We start from the raw sequence: 20,407 nt of genomic DNA, 5'->3' as shown, positions 1-20,407 counted from the left end.
CCCTGCGACAAGGCTCCTCGTTCAAGTCGGCGGTCCAACTCACCGATCTCGAAACCGGAGTGTCCATGCAGCCGATTCCACCTGACCAGCTCAACCGAGCGGCCCGCGCGCTTGAAGCCGGCGAGCTGGTCATCGTCCCCACCTCGCGCTGGTACATGATCTGTGCCGACGCGACAAACACCCGCGCCTGCAGAACCATCTTCGAGGGCAAGCAGAGGTCCCCTGGAAAGTCCCTCGTCCTCGTCACCCCGTCCCTGGCGGACTGCGAGCAATGCTTCGTGCTCTCCGACGAAGCCCGCGGGCTTGCCGACGCCTTCTGGCCCGGCGATCTGGCGCTCCTTCTGCCCTGGCGTGACCTCGACGAGGGCGCCCGGTACTCCGCTGTCGGGTCTCCCGCCCTCGTCACCAACGCCCGCGGTGCACTGGGGGCACTGGCATCGTTGACCCGTACGCCAGTCGCCGCGACCACCGTCAACATCTCCGGAGACGCGGGCATCGACGCGCGCGGGCCGGCGATCTCGCCGGAGGAGGTCGCCGACTTCCTGGGCCTCACGGGCGTGAAGGCCACCGTGATCTTGGACGGCGGGGTCTGCCCGGCAGCCAACCACCTGACGATCATCGACTGCTCGACAGCCCATGCCCGCCTCATCCGGACCGGCCTCGTTCACGAACGTGCCATAGCAGCGGCGCTCGGGCGCGGGATCCCTGCCTGAGCGAAGTTGGCGATAGGCCGGCGTGGCTGCAGCTCTCGCCGTCGAGGTGGCGGTCGGCACGGAGTCCGCGGGTCCACGAGGTCCGCGGCGTCCGCGCCGGAATGAAAACGAAAACCGTTCTGTTGATGCCCGTGTATGACGAACGACACGACGGCAACAGAAGGAGTCACCGTGGCCCGCAGCGACCTGCGTCCGATCGTGAAGCTCCGCTCCACCGCGGGGACCGGCTACACCTACGCCACCCGCAAGAACCGCCGGCAGGACCCAGACCGGCTCGTGCTGCGCAAGTACGACCCGACCGTCCGGCGGCACGTCGAGTTCCGCGAGGAGCGCTGAACCCGGCAACCGTCCCCGTCCCCGCCCCCGTCCCCTCCGACGACCCGAGGAGCGCACCATGAAGACCGGCATCCACCCCGCGTACCGCCCCGTCGTCTTCCGCGACAAGGCGAGCGGCTACGCCTTCCTGACCCGCTCGACGGCCGCGGGCCGCGACGCGGATACGGCCGCCCGGACCGTGCTGTGGGAGGACGGTCGCACCTACCCCGTCGTCGACGTCGAGGTCTCGTCGGCCGGACACCCCTTCTACACCGGTGAGGCCCGCGTGCTGGACACGGCAGGCCGGGTCGAACGGTTCCACCGCCGGTACGGCCTCGCGGGCGGACCCGCCCGTACGGCGGCGCCGAACGGCACCTGACCGTCGCCCGGCCGCCCGCCGTCACGAGCAGACGCAGCCGCGGCCGGTGCACCGGTCCGTACCGCCCGGCGGCGATCCCCTCGGGGACCGTCGCCGGGCGGCCGCTCGTCGGGGCGGTGCAGTGCTGGGCGGAGGGGCCGGTGACCGGCGACCGGCGACCGGCGACCGGTGACCAGCGACCGGTCACCGGCCCGAGGCCCGGACGGCGCGGAGGCGCTGCGCCACCACTCGCCCGTCGCTGGGCCGCTCGGCGGGCTCCTTGGCCAGCAGGTCGCCGATCAGGGCGGACAGCTCCTGCGGGACGTCGTCGCGGTGGCTGCGGACCGACCGGGGCCGCTCCTCCAGGTGCCGTCGGCGGAGTTCGGTGAACGTGCCGTTGAACGGTGGCGCGCCCGTGAGCAGGGCGTAGAGGGTGCAGCCCAGCGCGTACAGGTCGGTGCGGGGGTCGGTCCGCCGGTCGGCGAACTGCTCTGGCGCCATGAAGCGCGGTGTGCCCATCAAGCCGAAGTGGTCGGCGAGCCCCGCGGTCGAGCCGGCCATCTGGGCGGTGCCGAAGTCGCAGATCTTCACTCCGCCGTCCTCGGTGACGATGATGTTGGCGGGTTTGACGTCCCGGTGCACGATGCCGGCCTCGTGGGCCGCCGCCAGGCTCTCGGAGATCCGGATGCCGTAGCCGATCACCGTCCGGACCTCCAGGCCCAGCGGGTGGCGTCCGCTGACGGTCTGGAGATCGCTGCCGGGCAGCAACTCCATGACGAGGTACAGGCACCCGTCGTGGTCGCCGACGTCGAACACCGTCGCGATCGACGGGTGCCGGTGCTCGTTCAGCCAGGTGATGATCCGGCCCTCCCTGCGGAGGCGGGCCGTCAGATCCTCCCGCGACGCGTCCGGCACGACTTTCACGGCGACCGGCCGGTCCAGGTCCAGATCCCGCCCGCCCCAGACGTGCCCCATTCCGCCCTGGCCCAGCATTGCTTCCAGCCGGTAGCGCCCGGCCAGAACCTGCCCCTGCCGCACGGCGTTCTCCCTCGGATCGTTGCCCCGACCCCTGACGTTCCGGCATTGCACCACACAGCCGCCGCCGCGCGGGGGCGGTGGGCCACATCGGTGACGGATCGACACCTGCCGCCCTCACCTGCATTGATGACGTACCGTCAAGAACGGTTGACGAGGGGTGGGCTCGGCGGGCGGCCGCGCCGGGCGGCCGCCCGAGTCGGCGTCCGGGCAGGCGCTGCGTCAGCCGGTCTCGGCCTGCCTGCCGTTGCCCGGACGGACCAGACCGCTCTCGTATGCGATCACCACGACCTGGGCGCGGTCGCGGGCGCCGAGCTTGGCCATCGCCCGGTTCACGTGGGTCTTCGCGGTCAGCGGTGTCACGAAGAGCCGCTCGGCGATGTCGTCGTTGGAGAGCCCGGCGGCGACCAGGGCGACGACCTCCTGTTCGCGGGCGGTGAGCACGTCGAGGCGGGGGAGGGCGCTGCGGTCCCGCGGTGCGGGCTGGGAGAGGAAGCGGCCGATCAGGGCCTTCGTCGCCGCCGGTGAGAGCAGGGCGTCGCCCGCGGCGACCACCCGGATCGCCTCCAGCAGCTCCTCCGGGTTGATGCCCTTGCCGAGGAAGCCGCTCGCCCCGGCCCGCAGGGCCTCGGCGACGTACTCGTCACTCTCGAAGGTGGTCAGCACCAGCACCTTGACCCCGGCGAGGTCGTCGTCCTCGGTGATCAGCCGGGTGGCGGCCAGGCCGTCCAGTTCGGGCATCCGGATGTCCATCAGGACGAGGTCGGCACGGGCACTGCGGGCCAGGTCGACGGCCTCCCGGCCGGTTCCGGCCTCGGCGACCACCTCCAGGTCGGGTGCCGAGTCGATGAGCAGCCGGAAGGTGCCCCGCAGCAGGGCCTGGTCGTCGGCGAGCAGGACGCGGATCGTCATGGGCGGCAGACCTTCCGGCCGGTGTCGGTGGGCAGCGGGAGTTCGGCGTCGACCCGGAAGCCCCCGCCTGGGCGGTGGCCGGCGGCGAGGGTGCCGCCGACCGCGCGGGCGCGTTCGTGCATCCCGATCATGCCGTGCCCGGTGCCGGTGCCGGTGCCGATACCCGCGCCACCGGCGGTACCGGTGGTACCGGTGACGGCACCCTGGCCGGCGGGCCCGCCCGGGCGGCCGCGCGTGCCGTCGGCGGGCTTGCGCCCGTCGTCCTCGATCGTGAGCCGCAGCGTGTCGGTGCCGAAGTCGAGACGGACGTGCGCGGTGACGGCACCCGCGTGCTTGTGGGTGTTGGTGAGGGCCTCCTGGATGATCCGGTAGGCCGTCAGGTCGGTGATCTGCGGAAGTTCCACGGGAGTGCCGGTGCGCTCCAGCGCCACCGACAGGCCGGAGTGCCGGAAGGAGTCGAGCAGGTCGTCGAGGCCGGCCAGCCCGGGGGCGGGCTCGCGCGGTGCGGCCTGGTCGCCGCTGTACCGGAGCAGGCCGACGGTGGCGCGCAGCTCGTCCAGGGCGGCCCGGCTGGTGTCGCGGATCCGTTCCAGGGCCTGGTAGGCGTGTTCCGGGTCGGTGCGCATCAGGTGGTGGGCGACACCGGCCTGGGCGTTGACGAGGGTGATGTGGTGGGCGACCACGTCGTGCAGCTCGCGGGCGATCCGCATCCGCTCCTCGGTGACCCGACGGCGGGCCTCCTCCTCCCGGGTGCGCTCGGCCCGCTCCGCGCGTTCCATCACGGAGGCCAGCAGCTCGCGGCGGCTGCGGACGGCGTCGCCGATGGCGACCGACAGGAACGTCCAGGCGATCAGGCCGAGGTTCTGCGGCAGGTCCTCGACGCCGGGGCTGGTGATCACCGAGGCGGTGGTGAGGGCGACGGCCGCCCAGATGCCGGTCCGCCAGGCGGTCCGCCGGTCGGTGCGGCTCGCCACCGCGTACAGGGCGACGCCGACCGCCACGGGCGGTGGACCGGCCACCGGGATCACGGCGTACTCGACCACACCGATGACCACCGTCGTGGCCACGACGCCCACCGGCCACCGGTGGAGGACGAGGAGCGGGACGCAGGACACCGCGAGCAGCACCAGGTACAGCGTGATCGAGGCGTCCTGGTGGTAGGCCGTGGCGGCGGTGACCGGCGCGACCAGCACGAAGCATCCCAGCGCCAGGGCCAGGCCGTTCATCAGCGGCCGCGCGTGGAGCCACCCTCTGATCGTGTCGGCCATCTGCACTCCTTCACCGTACGCAGTCGGGGCCCGGACCGGCGGTGTGCCGGTCCGGGCCCCGGCGTGCGACGGGGACGTCGGGACGTGGTCAGCGGGTGACGGCCGGTATCGGCTCGCGCTCCGGGTCGGGGACGGGCGCCGGGTCGGGCTCACCCTCCACCGACACGTGGGGCAGCAGCCGGTCGAGCCAGCGGGGCAGCCACCAGTTGGCCCGGCCGAAGCGGTGCATCAGCGCGGGGACGAGCACCATGCGCAGCACGAGGACGTCGAGCAGGACGGCCAGCGCCAGGCCCATGCCGAACTCCGCGATCATGCGCTGCCCGGCGAAGACGAAGGCGGCGAAGACGCACGCCATGATGACCGCGGCCGCCGTGATGACCTGCCCGGTCTCGCCGTGGCCGACGCGGACGGCCCGCCGGTTGTCCCGGGTGTGGGTCCACTCCTCGTGCATCCGGCTGATCAGGAAGACCTGGTAGTCCATCGAGAGACCGAACAGGATCGCGATGATCATCACCGGGGCGAAGGCCTCCACCGGGCCGGCCGCGCCGACACCGAGCGCCTCGGAGCCCCAGCCCCACTGGAACACCGCGACGATCGCGCCGAACGCCACGCCCATGGTGAGCAGGTTCATCGCCACGCCGATCAGCGGCACCAGCACGCTGCGGAAGGCGATCATCATCAGCAGGCAGCCCAGCCCCACGATGATGCCGATGAACAGCGGCAGCTTGCCGATCAGGACGTCCGCGAAGTCGGCCGCGGTCGCGGTCGCACCGCCGACGTACACCTTGAGGCCGGTGCCCGCCTCGGCCTGCGGGATCACCCGGTCCCGCAGGTCGGTGATCAGCTCGGAGGTCTCCGCGGACTGCGGCGAGGTGGTCGGCACCACGCTGACGGTCGCGATCTGCTTGCCGTCCGGCACCGGGGCCGCGGCGACCTGGGCCACCCCGTCCACGCCCTTCAGCTCGGCGACGAGCCCGTCCAGGGCCGCGCGCTCCTGCGGTCCGGGTGTCTCGGCGACCAGCAGCAGCGGGCCGTTCGAACCGGGACCGAAGCCGTCGGCCATCAGGTCGTACGCCTGCCGGCTGGTCGTGGACCGCGGGTTGTTGCCCGCGTCGGAGGTGCCGAGGCGCAGCGAGAACACCGGCAGCGACACCGCCACCATCACGAGCAGCGCCACCAACGCCTTGCCGACCGGGCGCGCCTGCACCCGCAGTGCCCAGCGGGCCCAGAAGCCGGAGGTCGGCAGCGCGGACGGCCCCTCCTCGGCCAGCCGGCGGCGCTGGGCCCGGCTCAGCACGCGCAGCTTCAGCAGACCGAGCATGGCCGGCAGCAGGGTGACCGCGGCGAGGACGGTCATCGCGACGGTGAGCGCGGCGGAGATCGCCATGCCGTTGAGGAAACCGATGCCCAGGATCAGCATGCCCAGCAGTGCGATCACCACGGTCAGGCCGGCGAACAGCACCGCCCGGCCGGAGGTGTTCAGCGCCTTGACCACCGACTCCTGCACGCTCAGGCCCGCCATCAGGCCCTTGCGGTGGCGGTTGACGATGAACAGCGCGTAGTCGATGCCGACGCCCAGCCCCACCAGGACGCCCAGCGTCGGCGCGACCGAGGCGACGCTCATGCCGTGGCTCAGAAGCCCGGTGCCGATGACACCGGTGCCGACCCCGGCCACCGCCGTGAGGATCGGCAGCGCGGCCGCCCAGAGCGAACGGAACACCAGCGTCATCACGATCAGGGCGGCGACGATGCCGATGAGCTCGCTGGCCCCGCCCATCTCGCTCTCGGTGTTCTGGATCGCCTGCCCGCCGAGCTGGACGTCCAGGCCGTCCGTCCGGGCGTCCTTCGCGAGGTCGACCACGTGGTCGACGTCGGCCACCGGGATGTCCCGGGCGTCCTTCGTGAAGGTGATCTGGGCGTACGCGGTCGACCCGTCCGCGCTGATCTGCCGGGCGCCCTGCGGGTCGTACGGGCCGACGACGGAGGCGACGGACGGACTGGTGGCGATCGCCTCCAGCGTCTTCGTCATCCGCTCCTCGGTCGCCGGGTCCTTCACCGACCCGTGGTCCGTGTGCCAGACGACCGTGTCGGTGTCGCCCGCGGCGGCGGGCATGTCGGCCCTGAGGAGTTCCAGGGCCTTGCTCGACTCGGTGGCCGGCATCGACATGCTGTCGCTGTACTTGGTGCCCACCGCGCCCGAGGCTGCGCCCAGGCCCACGAGCAGGCCCACCCACAGGAGGACGGTGACGAGCCGGTGCCGGTGGCACCAGCGGGCAAGCGCGGACATCGGGACTCCAGGTTCTCGGGCCCGCTGCCGGGCCGGCCGCATGCCCGTCCGGCGGACGCGGCGCGCGCCACCGGGACGGGCGGTGCGGGCCGGTCCCGGTACGACGGGCACGGTCGAATGCCGGGGTCGGGTGCTGACGGAGGTGTTCCGTCCCGGCCCGTGAGGGCCGCGGGCCCTCTCCCCGGTGTACTCAACCCTGCCGTCCGGCAGGTCCGTTGTCGTCAGCCGTCCGCAGACACTCGGTGTACCGCACCCGCAGTAGGCCGCCGGCGCCGGATACCGCGGGTGCGGGTGCGGGTGCGGAGGCTGGGTGCCGCCCGGGCCCCGCGCGCTGGGCCGGGCCCCGCTGCGGAGCGGACCGCGGGCCATGATCGAATATGCACCCCGGTCGAGGACCGACCGGACTACGGAACCAGCGGAACTCAGCGGAACACGGGGAGACCACATGATCGAGCTGCCGGACCGGCCGATGACCTGGGTGGCGACCGGGGACAGCATCACCCAGGCCGTCCTGCACACGTACGGTGCGCGAGGGTGGGTCGAGCACGTCCACGAGCGCATCCGCTGGCAGCTCGACCGGCTGACCGACATCGTCGTGAACACCGGCGTCTCGGGCTGGCGCGCCGTCGACGTCCTCGGCTCGTACGACCACCTGGTCGGCCGGTTCGCCCCCGACGTGCTGTCCGTCTCGCTCGGCACCAACGACGCCCGCGCAGGCCTGGCCGGGCTGCCCGAGTTCCACGACGCCATGCGCGCGATCGTCGACCGGACGGCCGGCGCCCGGATCGTTCTGCACACCCCCGTCCTGACCAGCCTCGCCGGGCGGCCGGCCCGGTCGGAACTGCCCGCCTACTGCGAGGCCGTCCGCGAGATCGCCCGCGACACCGGAGCCCTGCTGGTCGACCACGAGGCCCACTGGCGCGCCCGTTTCGGCGACGCCGACCCGATCTCCTGGCTGGACGACCCCGCCCACCCCAACGCCGTCGGTCACCTCCAGATGGCCGACCACACGCTGCGCACCCTGGGTCTGGGGGAGATGACCGACCTGTGAACCGGTACGCCCGGCGTCTGCTGCCGCCGGGCGCGCACGGGACGCGGCCGTCAGCCCCTGTCGCGGCGCCCGGCCGGCACCGCGCCCCGGTACGCGGTGCCGCCAGGACGCGCGGGCGGTGTCGGCGGTGTCAGGCGGTGGCCGCCGCGAGCGCCTCCCGGACGGTCGAAGCGGCTGCGGGGCTGCCCGGGTCGGTGGACAGGTCACCGGCCGGGTCCTTCAGGTACGGCAGGCCGTAGGCCGGTGTGCCGGGCTGGAAACGCCGGCCCTCCGGGAGCGGCCCCGCGTCGACGGTGTCGAAGCCGAGGGCGTCCAGCAGCGCAGCCGCGCGCGCCTTGGCCCCGGCGTCGTCGCCGGCGACGGGCAGCGCGGTACGGTCCGGCGCGCCGGCCGGCCGTGCGAGCGAGGCCAGGTGCCCGAAGTAGATGTTGTTGAACGCCTTGACCACGTGCGCGCCGACCAGGTGCTCCTGCAGGAGCCCGCTGCTGGTGGTCTCGCCCGCGTCGAGCCGTGCGATCCGGCCGTCACGCTGCGGGTAGTAGTTGTTGGTGTCGAGCACGGTGCGGCCGGCCAGCGGTTCGACCGGCACCTGGAGGTAGTTCTTCAGCGGCACCGTCACCACCACCCAGTCACCGGCGGCGGCCGCCTCGGCCGGTGTCGCGGCGCGGGCCCGCGGGCCGAGCTCCGCGACCAGGCCGGCGAGGGTCTCCGGACCGCGTGAGTTGCTGAGGACGACGTCGAGCCCGGCCGCGACGGCGAGCCGGGCCAGGGTGCCGCCGATGTTGCCGCTTCCGATCAATCCGAGAGTAGCCATACCCGCCACAGTGCCGGACGGTAGGAAGGTATTCCCGTTCGGCGCCGCCTCACCCCTTCGGATGACTGCCTCGGGGGCACCCGCCCGGTCGAGGGGGCGCACGGCACGGTGGGTCCGCCCCGGTGGCATGGCCCCCGCGCCGCAGATCCCACGCGTCCGGGCGCACCCGGCCGCGGACCCTCCCAGGAGGTCACCAGATGACCAGCTCGCCGTACCGGGCCGCCGAGAGCCGCTACGACGGCTCCATGCGCTACCGCCGCACCGGCCGGAGCGGACTCCGCCTCCCGGAGATCTCGCTCGGTCTGTGGCACAACTTCGGTGACGACCGCAGCTTCGCGTCGCAGCGCGCCATCCTGCGCCGCGCCTTCGACCTCGGCGTGACCCACTTCGACCTCGCCAACAACTACGGCCCGCCGTACGGCGCAGCCGAGGCCAACTTCGGCCGCCACCTCGCGGCGGACTTCCGCCCGTACCGCGACGAGCTCGTCATCTCGACCAAGGCCGGCTACGACATGTGGCCCGGCCCGTACGGCGAGTGGGGCTCGCGCAAGTACCTCACCGCCAGCCTCGACCAGTCGCTCCGGCGGATGGGCCTGGAGTACGTGGACATCTTCTACTCCCACCGCTTCGACCCCGACACCCCCGTCGAGGAGACGATGGGCGCCCTCGCCGCGGCGGTGCAGCAGGGCAAGGCCCTCTACGCGGGCATCTCCTCGTACAGCGCCGACCGGACGCGCCGGGCGGCGGAGGTCCTCCGCGGCCTCGGGGTGCCGCTGCTCATCCACCAGCCGTCGTACTCGATGCTCAACCGCTGGATCGAGGACGACGGGCTGCTCGACGTGCTGGCGGCCGAGGGGGCCGGCTGCATCGGCTTCGCCCCGCTGGCGCAGGGCATCCTGACGGACCGCTACCTGGACGGCGTCCCGGCCGGATCACGCGCCTCCCGCGGCACCTCGCTCGACCCGTCGAGCATCACGGAGGAGACCCTGGGCAAACTCCGCGGGCTGAACGGGATCGCGTCCGGCCGCGGCCAGTCCCTCGCCCAGCTCGCCCTGACCTGGCTGCTGCGCGACCCGCGGATGACGTCCGCCCTGATCGGCGCCTCGTCGGTGGGCCAGCTGGAGAACAACGTCGCGGCGGTCCGCGCCGAACCGCTCACCACGGAGGAACTCACGGAGATCGACCGCTACGCCACCGACGCCGGCCTCAACCTCTGGGCGAGGTCCACCGAGAGCTGACCCGGCCGCGGCGGCCCGCACCGACCCCCGCGGCGCGCGGGCCGCGGGGGCCGCGGGGGCCGCGCTCACGGCTCCACCCCCGGCCGGCGGGCTCCCCGCCTGGGCCGATCGGGTGGATCCGGGGGCGGGCACCGAACCGCGGACCGGCAGGCCGCGAACCACCCGTGTCAGCGGAACGGCTGACGATCCGTCCGATCCGTCTCGCACAAGGGAGTTCCACCATGGCCTTCGTCCGTACCTCGTGTGCCGTCGCCGGGTTCGCCGCCGGTGCCGTCCTGCTCGCCGCGGGCGCCGCGTCGGCGAGCGCGGGAGCCTCCGGGCTCGCCGCGGGCTCGCCCGGCGTGCTGTCGGGCAACCTGGTCCAGGTGCCCGTCCACGTGCCCGTGAACGCCTGCGGCAACACCGTCGGCGTCGTCGGCCTGCTCAGCCCGGCCTTCGGCAACGCCTGCGCCAACCTCGGCTGACGACCGGACGGCCCGGTGGGGCCCGCGAGCCGCCCCGCGGGCCCCACCGGCAGGAGAAGGAGACGCTGTGAGCCTCGCCGTACCGCAGGGCCGCGGCAGCCTCCTGCCGCCGGGTGTCCGGCGATGGTTCCGCGCCTGGCACGGACGCGGCCTGACGGCCCGGCGGGTACGGCGGCCCCGCCACGGTCCCGCCGCCCGCCGGGCGGACGCCCGGACCCGCCGGCACCACGCGCTGACCGCGGCCGCCGCGGCGCTGGGCGAATGCGGTCTCGTGTGCGGCTGGGACGACTGGTTCGTCATCACCACGGCCTGCCGGCGCGACCGCCGGTTCGCGAGCCCCTCGGTGTTCGCCATGACGGCGCTCGGCGAGCACCTGGTGGACATCCCGCAGGACGGCAGCAGCATCGGCGCGATCCTCGACGGGCTGCGCCGCGCGGCGGCCCGCCGGTTCGCCGCCGCCCCGGACCGGCGCCGGGCCGCCGACCTCTACCGTGCGACCGCCACGGCCCTGGTCGCCGCAGGCCGGGGCCCCGGCGCGCGGAGCGGTACCGCCGGTCCCGCTCGCGCCGCAGGCGCGGCCGAAGCCGCGCGGCCGGTCCTGGAACTGCGCCCGTGAGCAGGATCGTGAGCGGTGACCGTAGGACGTCCGACGGTTGAAGAATTGACCGTACTTTCCCGCCGATCGCCCCGTCCGCGCCGGGCCCGCGTGCGAATCAAGGTCATGGAACGCACCTCGGCCCACAGCGTGACGACCGGCGCACTCCGCGCCGGACCCACCGGGTCGGGTGACGGACGGTCAGGAAGGATGGGCAGGACGATGCATGCCATGCGAACGAAGCGGTCGTTGGCGGTCGCGGCGACCTGCGTGATGCTCGGAGGCGGTGCCGCAGTGGCGACGTCCGCGGCGTCGGCCTCGGCGACGACCACGGCGTCGGCGCCGACCGTGTCCGCGGTCTCGCACGACAAGGAGTGCCGCTGGTACCCGGCCCACTGGGAGAACCAGCACGTGGCCGGCCACTGGCAGAAGGTCTGGCACGCGGGCTACTGGCAGAACCAGTGGCACCCGGGCTGGTGGGACTCCCACCACCACTTCCACCACGGGTACTGGCACAAGGTGTGGCACAAGGCCGGGTGGGAGCACAAGTGGATCCCGGCGCACTGGGAGAAGACGTGGGTCGCGGCCGGCTGGTACTGCCGCTGACCACCGTCACCGACGGAAGCACGACGGCCCGGCGCCCCGAGGCGCCGGGCCCTCCCCCGCCGGACGGGCGCCCGACCCGTCCGGCGCCGCACCGGGGCGGATGACCCCGCCCCGACGTCACGGAGGCGTCCGGCCATGACCACCGCACAGCCCCGACCACCAGCCCGCTCGCCCGCCCCCGCCCTCGCTGCGGCACCGGCACCTGCACCTGCACCGGCGCGGCCGACGGCCGACCCCGAGACCACCGGCTGGAGCGAGCACTTCACCGACCGGCCCCAGTGCGTGCGCGGTCTGCGGGACCATGCCCGCGCCTACCTCACCCGGGCCCACCTGCCCCGCCCGCTGCGCGACGACGCCCTGCTCGTCATCAGCGAACTCGTCACCAACTCGATCCGCCACACCCACGGTCCGGGCAGCCTCCGGCTGGCCGGCGGCCCCCACGGCCTCGACGTGTCCGTCAGCGACGGCGGCCGCGAGCTGCCGGTGCGCCGCCACGCCGACGCCCGCACCGCCACGGACGGCCGGGGCCTGACGCTGGTCGCCGCCCTCTGCGACACGGTGACCATCACCCTCGACACCGGCACCGGCAAGACCGTGACCGCCCACCTCGTACCCGCGGCCCCCGCCCGGCCCGCGGCCCCGCCGCTCCCCGGCCGCACCCGCCGCTGGTGACGGTGGTCCCCGGACCCGTCCGTGGCCGGCCGCTGGAGCGCCGACGACATCCCGGCCCGACACCCTGAACTCGGCGGGGGACGTCACCGTGTTCGCGCCGACCGACGCGGCCTTCGCGAAGATCCCGAAGGTCGACCCGGACGCCCTGCTCGCCGACGCGGCCGAGCCCACCGAGGTGCTGACGTGCCGCGTGGTGCCGGAGCGACTCGCCCCCGCCGCCCTGCCCGGGGACCACGCCGGCCTGGAGGGCGGCAGGGGCACGGTGACCGGCTCCGATGAGGGCCTCATCGTCAACGGCACCGCCACGGTGCTCTGCGGCAACGTGCAGACCGCCGATGCGAACGTGCAGATCGTCGACACCGTGCCGATGCCGCCCCGGTGAGGTCCGAGGGTCCGAGGGCGCCCGGCCCGACGGCGGGGGGAACGCTGCGGCGGCTGCGACAGGCTGTCCGGAATGTGGACAGAATCCGGACGCTTCTGGACAGGCGTGCGCTCGGGGTGCGAACCTCCCGCCATGCTCCCGGCCCTTCAGCGGGCGGCGATCCGCCGCGCCGAACCGATCCGGGTGCCCTCCTGTCGTCGCACCGGCCGCTGTCCGGGCTTCTGACGCTGCATCGGGGGCACCGCGGACGCGCTGCCCCCGCCCCGCCCCGCCCCCGGCGGCGGCATCCGGCCGCCGGGCCGGCCCCGCGCGCCGCCCTCACCGCGCCCACCAGTGTCCCGACCTGCGGACCGGTGCGCGCGGCCCTCCCTCCCCTCCCTCTGGAGTCCCGACATGACTTCCGCTTTCGCGAGCCGCCCGACCGGCCCCACGAGCCGCCCGACCGGCCCCGCGTCGCTGGCCGCTCTCCTGCTCGCCGCCTCGGTGCTCGCCGCCTGCGCGCCGCAGGACGCGGCCACCTCCGGCCCGGCCGCCGCGAGCGGGGCCGGTCAGGGGTCGGCCGCCACCTGCGCGAAGGGCGCGCTGGCCACCCACAAGGCCGGCACCCTGACGGTCGGCACCGACAAGCCCGCCTACGCACCCTGGTTCGCCGACGACGCCCCGGCGAACGGCAAGGGCTTCGAGTCCGCCGTCGCGTACGCGGTCGCCGACCGGCTCGGCTACCCGCAGGACAAGGTCACCTGGACGGTCAGCCCGTTCGACAAGGCGTTCGCCCCCGGTGCCAAGGACTTCGACTTCGACATCAACCAGGTGTCGATCAACGACGACCGCAAGAAGTCGGTCGACTTCTCCTCCGGCTACTACGACGTCCGCCAGGCCGTCGTCGCGCTCAAGGGCACCAAGGCCGCCTCGGCGAAGAGCCTCGCCGACCTCAAGGGCGTCAAGCTGGGCGCGCAGGTGGGCTCCACCAGCCTGACCGCCGTCACCGGCCAGATCGCCCCCACCACGCAGCCGGCCGTCTTCGACAGCAACGACCTCGCCAAGACCGCGCTGAAGAACGGTCAGATCGACGCGCTGGTGCTCGACCTGCCGACCGCCTTCTACGTCACCGGCGCGGAGGTCACCGACGCCCGGGTGGTCGGCCAGTTGCCGAACGCCGGCGGCGGCACCGAGCAGTTCGGCCTCGTGCTGGACAAGGGCAGTGCGCTGACCGGCTGCGTCACCGCCGCGGTGGACGCGTTGCGCGCCGACGGCACCCTGGCCCGCCTGGAGAAGCAGTGGCTGTCCGACGCGGTCTCCGCGCCGGTCCTCGGGTGAGCGCCGCCACGGCCGGGGGCGTGCCGCCGGCGGCCGGTGCGGAGGCCCCGTACCGGCCGTCCGCCCGGCGGCTCGCCCGTGAGGCGTACCGCCGGCGGCAGGCCCGCCGCTCGGCGCTGATCGCCGCCGTCAGCACGGCGGTGACGGCGGTCGTGCTGTACCTCGTCGTCGTCGGCTCGCCCGGCTGGCAGCGCACCCGGGAGACGTTCTTCGACGCCTCCTACGCGCGGCAGGCCCTGCCGGAGGTGCTCCGCGGCCTGCGGGTCAACCTGGAGCTGATGGCCGTCTGCGGCGTGCTGATCCTGGTGCTCGGCCTGGTGCTGGCCCTGCTGCGCACCCTGCGGGGGCCGGTGTTCCTGCCGGTGCGGCTCCTGGTGACGGCGTACGTGGACTTCTTCCTCGGCCTGCCGATGATCATCTGCCTGCTCGTCATGATCACCGGTGTGCCCGCGCTGCGGCTGACCGGCGTCACCACCGACCCGCTGCTGCTCGGCGGTGCCGCGCTCGTCCTGACGTACTCGGCGTACGTGTCCGAGGTGTTCCGGGCCGGCATCCAGTCCGTCCACCCGAGCCAGCGGGCCGCCGCCCGGTCCCTGGGCCTGACCAACGCCCAGGCCATGCGGTACGTCGTCCTGCCGCAGGCGGTGCGGCGGGTCGTGCCACCGCTGCTCAACAACCTGGTCTCGCTGCAGAAGGACACCGGCCTGGTGTCGATCGGCGGCGTCATCGACGCCGTCTTCGCGGCGAAGATCATCACGGCCCAGACCTTCAACTACACGCCCTACCTCGTCTCGGCGCTCGTCTTCATCCTGCTGACCGTGCCGCTCACGCGCTTCACGGACTGGGTGACGGCCCGCGCCGACGGGCGGCGCCACCAAGGAGGTGCGGTGTGACGGCGGTGGATCCGACCGTGCCCGTGCTGGCCCTGCAGGAGGTCCGCAAGGCCTTCGGCGACCACGTCGTGCTGCGGAGCGTCGACCTGGCCGTGCCCGCGCACTCCGTGACCGTGCTCATCGGCGCCTCCGGCTCCGGCAAGTCGACGCTGATGCGCTGCGTCAACCTGCTGGAGGAGATCGACGACGGCGCCGTCCTGCTGGACGGCGAGGAGATCACCGACCCGGCGGCCGACCAGGACGCCGTCCGGCGGCGCATCGGCGTGGTGTTCCAGCAGTACAACCTCTTCCCCCACATGACGGTCCTGGAGAACGTCACCCTTGCCCCCCGCCGGGTGCACCGGGTCGCCCGGGCCGAGGCGGAGACGCGTGCGCTGGACCTGCTCGGCCGGCTCGGGCTCGCGGACAAGGCCCGTGAGTACCCCGACCGGCTGTCCGGCGGCCAGCAGCAGCGGGTCGCGATCGTCCGCGCGCTGGCCACCGGGCCGAGGCTGCTGCTGCTCGACGAGATCACCGCGGCCCTCGACCCGGAACTCGTCGGCGAGGTGCTCGCGGTCGTCCGCGACCTCAAGGAGCAGGGCCTGACCATGGTGGTCTCGACCCACGAGATGGGCTTCGCCCGCGAGGTCGCCGACCAGGTGTGCTTCCTCGACGCCGGTGCGATCGTCGAACGGGGCACCCCCGAGCAGGTCTTCGGCGACCCCCGGCACGACCGCACCCGCCGGTTCCTGCGGCGGATCACCGAGGCCGGACGGTTCGTGCCGGGATCGTGACCCGGACGGGCCCGCCGCCGTTCGGACGGGCCCCGCGGCCCTCCGGACGGCCCCCGGCGGCTCCGGGCGCGGCCGTGCCCGGCGGGCCGGGGAAGGGGCGCCGGGAGCCGCTCAGGCGTCCGGGGAACCGTCGAGCTGGAGCATCAGCAGGGCCGCGTCGTCCTCGGCGTCGATCCGTTCGGTGAGGCTGTCACGGAGGTGGTCGGCCAGGGCGTCCAGGTCGGCGGGGCCGGCCGAGAGGACCGCCGCGAGCCGGGCGAGTCCCTGGTCGAGGTCCTCGCCGGGGCGTTCCACGAGACCGTCGCTGTAGAGGACGAGTGTGTCGCCGGGCCGGAGGCGGAAGCGGCTGTGCGGGTAGACCGCGGCGCCCCACTCGACGGGCAGGCCGAGCGGCGGGCCCCCGGCGACCTCCCACCAGGTGACCGTGCCGTCGGCGTGCCGGACCAGCGGCGGCAGATGGCCCGCGTTCGCGGCCCGGACCGTACCGGTGGCGGGCGCGACGTGCACGTACAGGCAGGTCGCGAAGCGTTCGGCGTCCATCTCGGCGAGGAAGGCGGAGGCCTTCGCGAGCACGCTCTCGCAGGGATGGCCCTCGCGGGCGTACGCCGTCATCGCGATGCGCAGCTGGCCCATGATGGCGGCGGCCTCGGTGTCGTGGCCCTGGACGTCGCCGATGGCCAGGCCCACGCTGCGGTCGGCGAGCAGGACGGCGTCGTACCAGTCCCCGCCGATCCAGATGCCCTCGCGGGCGGTGCGGTAGCGCACGGCGATCCGTCCGCCGGGGACGTCCGGGATGCGGCGCGGCAGCATCACGTTCTGCAGCCCCGTGGCGATCTCCCGGGACCTGTCCAGCAGCATGGCCCGCTGCAGGGACTGCGCGATGGCGCTCGACCAGGCGGTCAGCAGGGTGCGGTCCTCAGCGGAGAACGAGCGCTTGCCCTCGTAGACCATCGACATGGCGCCGATCGCCCGGCCCTGCGCGATCAGCGGCAGGAACGCGGCGGCGGTCGCGCGGGTGCCCGCGACGTACCGGGCCAGCCGCGGGTAGCGGTCGATGAACGTCTCCAGGGAGGTGAAGAACAGCGGCTCGCCGGACCGCACGGCGTCGTTCAGGGGCCACGGCTCGGCGAGGCGGGCCCGCTGGAGCTCCTTGACCTGGGCGTTGGTGGTGCCGACCGCCGCGACCAGGCGGATGCGGCCCTGCTCGACGACGCCGAGCGAGACGCCCTGCGTGCCGAGGCGGCGCATGCTCTGGTCGCCGGTGAGGACGTCGACGACGTCGGCGACGCTCATCGCCTCCGCGAGCGCGTGCGCGACCTCGCGCATGGCGTCCTCCTGGCGGCGCCGGTCGCTCTCCGCGAGCAGCCGCAGCGCCGAGTGGGAGAGCTCCTGGGTGGCGTCCCGGAGCACTCCGACCACCCGGACCGCCCCGTACGCGGGGTGCCGCACGACCTGCCCCTGGGTGTGGGTCCAGCGGGTGCCGCCGCCGCGCAGCCTGATGCGGAAGTACGTGCTGTAGGAGTCGGCGCGGCCGGCCACGATGTCCGCGACCAGCGCGGTCAGGCGCGCCGACTCGTCCTCCGGGATGCGCTGGCCGAGGTCGTCCGCCTGGCCGTTGTACTCCTCCGGCAGCAGGTCGAAGACGGCCAGGCCGTTGTCGTCGAGGGTGAAGCGGCCGCTGGCGGGCTCCCACTCGAAGCAGCCGATGCCGTTGGCCGCCAGGGCCTCGGCCTGCTCGACCCGGGCGGCGGCGCCGCCCGGGGGAGCCGTGTCCCGGCTCAACGCGGCCGGCTCCCGGCGCGGCGCGTGGCCGCGGCCCCGCGCGTGGCCGCCACGGCGAGGCCGGGCCCGGTCGTGCGTGTGCACCCACCAGCCATTCGGACCTCCCGGGAGAACGGGTCGATGTCCAGAATCTACCGCTGTGTTCCGTATCGGGTGGTTGCGAGGAGGAACACCACGCGCCCGATCAGCCGTCCGCGGGGCAGGCGTGCGGGTCGTGGGCCGTCGTTCCGTCCGGTCGTCCCGGTGCTGGTGCTGGTGCCAGGACCGGTGCCGCCCGGTGACCGGGTGGGCAGGCCGTCCAGCGGGGCGGCCCCGAAACCGATGCAGGGCGAGGGCGAGGGCGGCGCCGGGGTGCGCGGCACGTCCGTGCCGGGGCACGGGCGGGCGGGGAGGCGCCCGGCCGCCGGCGCCGGGTTCAGGACGGCCCTGCGAAGTCGACGTCCGCGGTGGCGACCGTCCCGGCCGTCCGTCCCGGGGCCGTCTGGTAGGACCAGTACAGGTTCGTGTGCGCGACGACCTGCTCCGGCGGCGGTGCGCCCCAGGCCGTCTGGTCCTCGGTGGTGTGCGCGTCGCGGACGAGCGTCGCGTCGTACCCCCGGACGAGTGCGCCGTGCAGCGTCGAGCGGATGCACACGTCGGTCTGCGCGCCGACGACGACGAGCCGCCCGACCTCCAGGTCCGCGAGCACCTGCTCCAGCGAGGTGGCCTCGAAGGAGTCGCCGTAGTTCTTCTCGACGAGGGGTTCGGTGTCGCCCGGCACGAGTTCGGGCACGATCCGCCACTCCTCGCTGCCCCGCACGAGCCCCTCGTCGGAGTGCTGCACCCACACGACCGGCACGTGTTCACGCCGGGCCCGGGCGACCAGGCTGCCGACGTTCGCGACGACCGCGTCGCGCGCGTGGGCGCCCTCGACCACGCCGTTCTGCACGTCGACGACGAGCAGGGCGGTGCGCGGCCTGTTGCCGAGTGTGGTCATGGTCTTCCCCTGCCCGTGGTGGATCTCCGTGTCCCCCCGCACGATAGACCGGGGCGCCGACAACCGGGCCGACAACCGGGCCGGACCCGGGATCCGCCGGCCGGGTGGCGTCAGCCGGGTGCCGCCTCCCGGGTGAGCAGGGAGCCGCCGACCGGCCGTCCCCCGATCAGGGTCAGGCGTACGAGCGCCGTGTCCAGCCGCCGCAGCACCTCGCCGAGCGGCGCGCCCAGCAGGACGAGGTCGGCGGCGACCCCCACCCGCACCCGCCGCACCGGCCCGCCCGGGAACGCGGCGGGGGAGAGGTAGCCCGCCAGGGCCCGTCCGACCGCCAGGCGCTCCCCGGCCGCGACCGTCCCGCCCGAGCGGGTGCGCCGCAGCACCGCCGCCCGCATCACCGCCCACGGGTCGAGCGGACCGTACGGGGCGTCGCTGGAGAGACCGAGCGACACCCCCGCCGCGACGAGCGAGGCGCCGCGGTGCACGTCCGGCAGCCGGGCCGGGGGGACCGACCGCAGGTAGTCGTCACCGAGGTCGGCGATCAGCCCGGGCCGGCCGACGACCCGGAGGCCGAGCCTGCCGATCTCCGGCACCGCCGCCGCGGGCACCAGCAGGGGGTGGTCGATCCGGTCGCCGGGCAGCACCCCGGCCTCCTCGACCGCCGCGAGGAACGACAGCACGGCCTCCCCGGTCGCGCAGTGCGCCGCCACCGGCCGTCCCACCCGGTGCGCCGCCGCGATCCGCGCGGTCAGCGCGGCGTGCCCCGGCAGTCCGCCGCCGGGGAGCCCGATGCGCCACGGGCCCGCCACCGGGCCCGGGTCCGGCAGCGGCACCCCGAGCGGGGCGCCGAGCAGCAGCACCCGCTGCGGCAGGTCGCCCCGGGCCGTCGCCGCGGCGACGGCGTCCACCGCCGCGGGGTCGAGCGCCGGACCGGCGTCGGTGACGGCGGTGATGCCGTGGTCGGCGAGCTGCCGTCCCAGGGCCGCCGGCAGGAGCGGCCCGGCGGCGGGCAGCCGGTCGGCCAGCCAGGCGTCGGCCTGCCGCAGCCGGCCGGTCGGGCGGCCCGCCGCGTCGCGCTCGACCCCGGGGCGGTCCGCCGTGTCGAGGCCGACGGCCGCCACGGCCGGGCCGTTCAGCACCCACAGGGCGCCGCTGCGGTGCCGGACCCGCACCGGAACGTCGCCGCGCAGCCGGTCCAGCCCGGCCGCGTCGAGGTCGCCCGCCACCGACACGTCGTAGCGCACGCCCCGCACCCAGCCGTGCGCGTCGGGCGCCGCCCGGTGCAGAGCCGCGGACAGCGCGGCCGCGTCGGGTACGGCGGACGGCGCGCACAGCACCGCACCCGACTCGGCCGCGGTCGCGAACAGGTGCAGGTGATGGTCGGTCAGGCCCGGCAGCAGCGCGCCGCCCCCGGCGGCGACGACCGCCTCGGTCCCCTCCCGCGGCAGCGCCGGTGCGATCGCGGTGACCAGCCCGTGCCGGATCCGCACGTCCACGGGCAGGCCGTCGACCTCCGCCCCGCGGATCAGCATCCCGCTCACGGCGTCGGCATCCCGGCCCGCCCGGGCCGCGCGGGCCGCCGCGTCCCGGTCGGCTGCCGGGCCCCGGCGGTGGTGCCGCCGTACGCACCGGTGCACGCCCGGCCGGGCACCGGACCGGTGCGACGTCCCCTCCATGCTCCTGCCATGTCCAGGATGCTAGGGCAGGACCTCACCGGCCCCCGTGACCCGCACCCCGCGTCCGTACCCGCGTCCGTGTCCGCCCCCGTGACCCGCACCCCGCGTTCGTCCCCGCGTCCGTGTCCGCCCCCGTGACCCGCACCCCGCGTTCGTCCCCGCGTTCGTCCCCGTGCCCGGCGCGGCCGCCGCACCGGCCCGGTCCGCCCCCGCTGCCGCAACACGCCCGCCATCTGCCGCAGTACGCCCGCAGCACCCCCGAAACACGCTCGTAGGACTACCG

General features: G+C 74.6%; 21 protein-coding genes. 13 read left to right on the top strand and 8 right to left on the bottom strand.

From position 1 onward, the window contains the following. Window positions 1-65 precede the first annotated feature (65 nt). From OG335_RS03975 to OG335_RS03965, 3 genes are all read left to right on the top strand, one after another. Window positions 66-713, top strand: coding sequence for an L-threonylcarbamoyladenylate synthase (locus OG335_RS03975; RefSeq protein ID WP_405009574.1), 648 nt, complete (start codon window positions 66-68; stop codon window positions 711-713). A gap of 171 nt (window positions 714-884) precedes the next feature. Next, window positions 885-1,049 carry a 50S ribosomal protein L33 gene (gene rpmG / locus OG335_RS03970; protein WP_405009573.1) on the top strand — a complete coding sequence of 55 codons (165 nt, stop codon included), beginning with the start codon at window positions 885-887 and terminating at the stop codon, window positions 1,047-1,049. Window positions 1,050-1,107: 58 nt separating this feature from the next. Further along, window positions 1,108-1,407 (top strand): type B 50S ribosomal protein L31, encoded by a 300-nt coding sequence (locus OG335_RS03965; RefSeq protein ID WP_405009572.1) that lies wholly within the window; start codon window positions 1,108-1,110, stop codon window positions 1,405-1,407. A gap of 183 nt (window positions 1,408-1,590) precedes the next feature. On the opposite strand, the gene OG335_RS03960 is transcribed toward OG335_RS03965, so the two are convergent. From OG335_RS03960 to OG335_RS03945, 4 genes are all read right to left on the bottom strand, one after another. Next, the gene (locus OG335_RS03960) at window positions 1,591-2,424 is read right to left on the bottom strand and encodes a serine/threonine-protein kinase (protein WP_405009571.1); all 834 of its coding nucleotides are present in this window, start codon (window positions 2,422-2,424) and stop codon (window positions 1,591-1,593) included. 219 nt (window positions 2,425-2,643) lie between these two features. Continuing rightward, window positions 2,644-3,333 carry a response regulator gene (locus OG335_RS03955; protein WP_405009570.1) on the bottom strand — a complete coding sequence of 230 codons (690 nt, stop codon included), beginning with the start codon at window positions 3,331-3,333 and terminating at the stop codon, window positions 2,644-2,646. Next, on the bottom strand, window positions 3,330-4,601 hold the full coding sequence (locus OG335_RS03950) for a sensor histidine kinase (RefSeq protein WP_405009569.1): 1,272 nt from the start codon (window positions 4,599-4,601) through the stop codon (window positions 3,330-3,332). The genes OG335_RS03955 and OG335_RS03950 overlap by 4 nt, the downstream gene beginning before the upstream one ends. A gap of 88 nt (window positions 4,602-4,689) precedes the next feature. Next, window positions 4,690-6,888, bottom strand: a complete 2,199-nt coding sequence (locus OG335_RS03945; protein WP_405009568.1) for an MMPL family transporter — start codon at window positions 6,886-6,888, stop codon at window positions 4,690-4,692. A 445-nt stretch (window positions 6,889-7,333) separates the two neighbouring features. Between OG335_RS03945 and OG335_RS03940 the strand changes: the two genes are divergently transcribed. Further along, the gene (locus OG335_RS03940; RefSeq protein ID WP_405009567.1) at window positions 7,334-7,939 is read left to right on the top strand and encodes an SGNH/GDSL hydrolase family protein; all 606 of its coding nucleotides are present in this window, start codon (window positions 7,334-7,336) and stop codon (window positions 7,937-7,939) included. A gap of 130 nt (window positions 7,940-8,069) precedes the next feature. Here OG335_RS03940 and OG335_RS03935 read toward each other — a convergent pair whose 3' ends face one another. After that, entirely contained in the window at window positions 8,070-8,753 is a 684-nt protein-coding gene (locus tag OG335_RS03935; protein ID WP_405009566.1) for an NADPH-dependent F420 reductase, read from the bottom strand. 197 nt (window positions 8,754-8,950) lie between these two features. Between OG335_RS03935 and mgrA the strand changes: the two genes are divergently transcribed. The 9 genes from mgrA (at window position 8,951) to OG335_RS03890 (ending at window position 15,693) form a co-directional block, all read left to right on the top strand. Next, a complete protein-coding gene (gene mgrA, locus OG335_RS03930; protein ID WP_405009565.1) occupies window positions 8,951-9,991 on the top strand; it encodes an L-glyceraldehyde 3-phosphate reductase in 1,041 nt (346 codons plus the stop codon). 221 nt (window positions 9,992-10,212) lie between these two features. Next, the gene (locus tag OG335_RS03925) at window positions 10,213-10,455 is read left to right on the top strand and encodes a chaplin (RefSeq protein ID WP_405009564.1); all 243 of its coding nucleotides are present in this window, start codon (window positions 10,213-10,215) and stop codon (window positions 10,453-10,455) included. A 67-nt stretch (window positions 10,456-10,522) separates the two neighbouring features. After that, entirely contained in the window at window positions 10,523-11,071 is a 549-nt protein-coding gene (locus tag OG335_RS03920) for a hypothetical protein (protein ID WP_405009563.1), read from the top strand. Between the two features lie 210 nt (window positions 11,072-11,281). Beyond that, a complete protein-coding gene (locus OG335_RS03915) occupies window positions 11,282-11,656 on the top strand; it encodes a hypothetical protein (RefSeq protein WP_405009562.1) in 375 nt (124 codons plus the stop codon). A gap of 135 nt (window positions 11,657-11,791) precedes the next feature. Next, window positions 11,792-12,328, top strand: a complete 537-nt coding sequence (locus OG335_RS03910) for an ATP-binding protein (RefSeq protein WP_405009561.1) — start codon at window positions 11,792-11,794, stop codon at window positions 12,326-12,328. An 88-nt stretch (window positions 12,329-12,416) separates the two neighbouring features. Then, window positions 12,417-12,710 carry a fasciclin domain-containing protein gene (locus OG335_RS03905; RefSeq protein WP_405009560.1) on the top strand — a complete coding sequence of 98 codons (294 nt, stop codon included), beginning with the start codon at window positions 12,417-12,419 and terminating at the stop codon, window positions 12,708-12,710. A 393-nt stretch (window positions 12,711-13,103) separates the two neighbouring features. Further along, window positions 13,104-14,027, top strand: coding sequence for an ABC transporter substrate-binding protein (locus tag OG335_RS03900; protein WP_405009559.1), 924 nt, complete (start codon window positions 13,104-13,106; stop codon window positions 14,025-14,027). Beyond that, window positions 14,024-14,920, top strand: a complete 897-nt coding sequence (locus OG335_RS03895) for an amino acid ABC transporter permease (RefSeq protein WP_405009558.1) — start codon at window positions 14,024-14,026, stop codon at window positions 14,918-14,920. The genes OG335_RS03900 and OG335_RS03895 overlap by 4 nt, the downstream gene beginning before the upstream one ends. Next, on the top strand, window positions 14,917-15,693 hold the full coding sequence (locus tag OG335_RS03890) for an amino acid ABC transporter ATP-binding protein (RefSeq protein WP_405009557.1): 777 nt from the start codon (window positions 14,917-14,919) through the stop codon (window positions 15,691-15,693). Before OG335_RS03895 ends, OG335_RS03890 begins: the two co-directional genes overlap by 4 nt. Window positions 15,694-15,804: 111 nt before the next feature. On the opposite strand, the gene OG335_RS03885 is transcribed toward OG335_RS03890, so the two are convergent. The 3 genes from OG335_RS03885 to OG335_RS03875 form a co-directional block, all read right to left on the bottom strand. Then, window positions 15,805-17,475 carry a SpoIIE family protein phosphatase gene (locus OG335_RS03885; protein WP_405009556.1) on the bottom strand — a complete coding sequence of 557 codons (1,671 nt, stop codon included), beginning with the start codon at window positions 17,473-17,475 and terminating at the stop codon, window positions 15,805-15,807. Between the two features lie 415 nt (window positions 17,476-17,890). Beyond that, a complete protein-coding gene (locus tag OG335_RS03880) occupies window positions 17,891-18,451 on the bottom strand; it encodes a cysteine hydrolase family protein (protein WP_405009555.1) in 561 nt (186 codons plus the stop codon). A 110-nt stretch (window positions 18,452-18,561) separates the two neighbouring features. Next, window positions 18,562-19,980: an amidohydrolase family protein gene (locus OG335_RS03875; RefSeq protein ID WP_405015302.1), complete on the bottom strand. Its 1,419-nt coding sequence runs from the start codon at window positions 19,978-19,980 to the stop codon at window positions 18,562-18,564. Window positions 19,981-20,407: the final 427 nt, after the last annotated feature.

The organism is Kitasatospora sp. NBC_01539 (assembly GCF_045040525.1).
Taxonomy (GTDB): domain Bacteria; phylum Actinomycetota; class Actinomycetes; order Streptomycetales; family Streptomycetaceae; genus Kitasatospora.
Note: the sequence above shows the minus strand (reverse complement) of the source record. Positions and strands in the feature narration are given on the sequence as shown.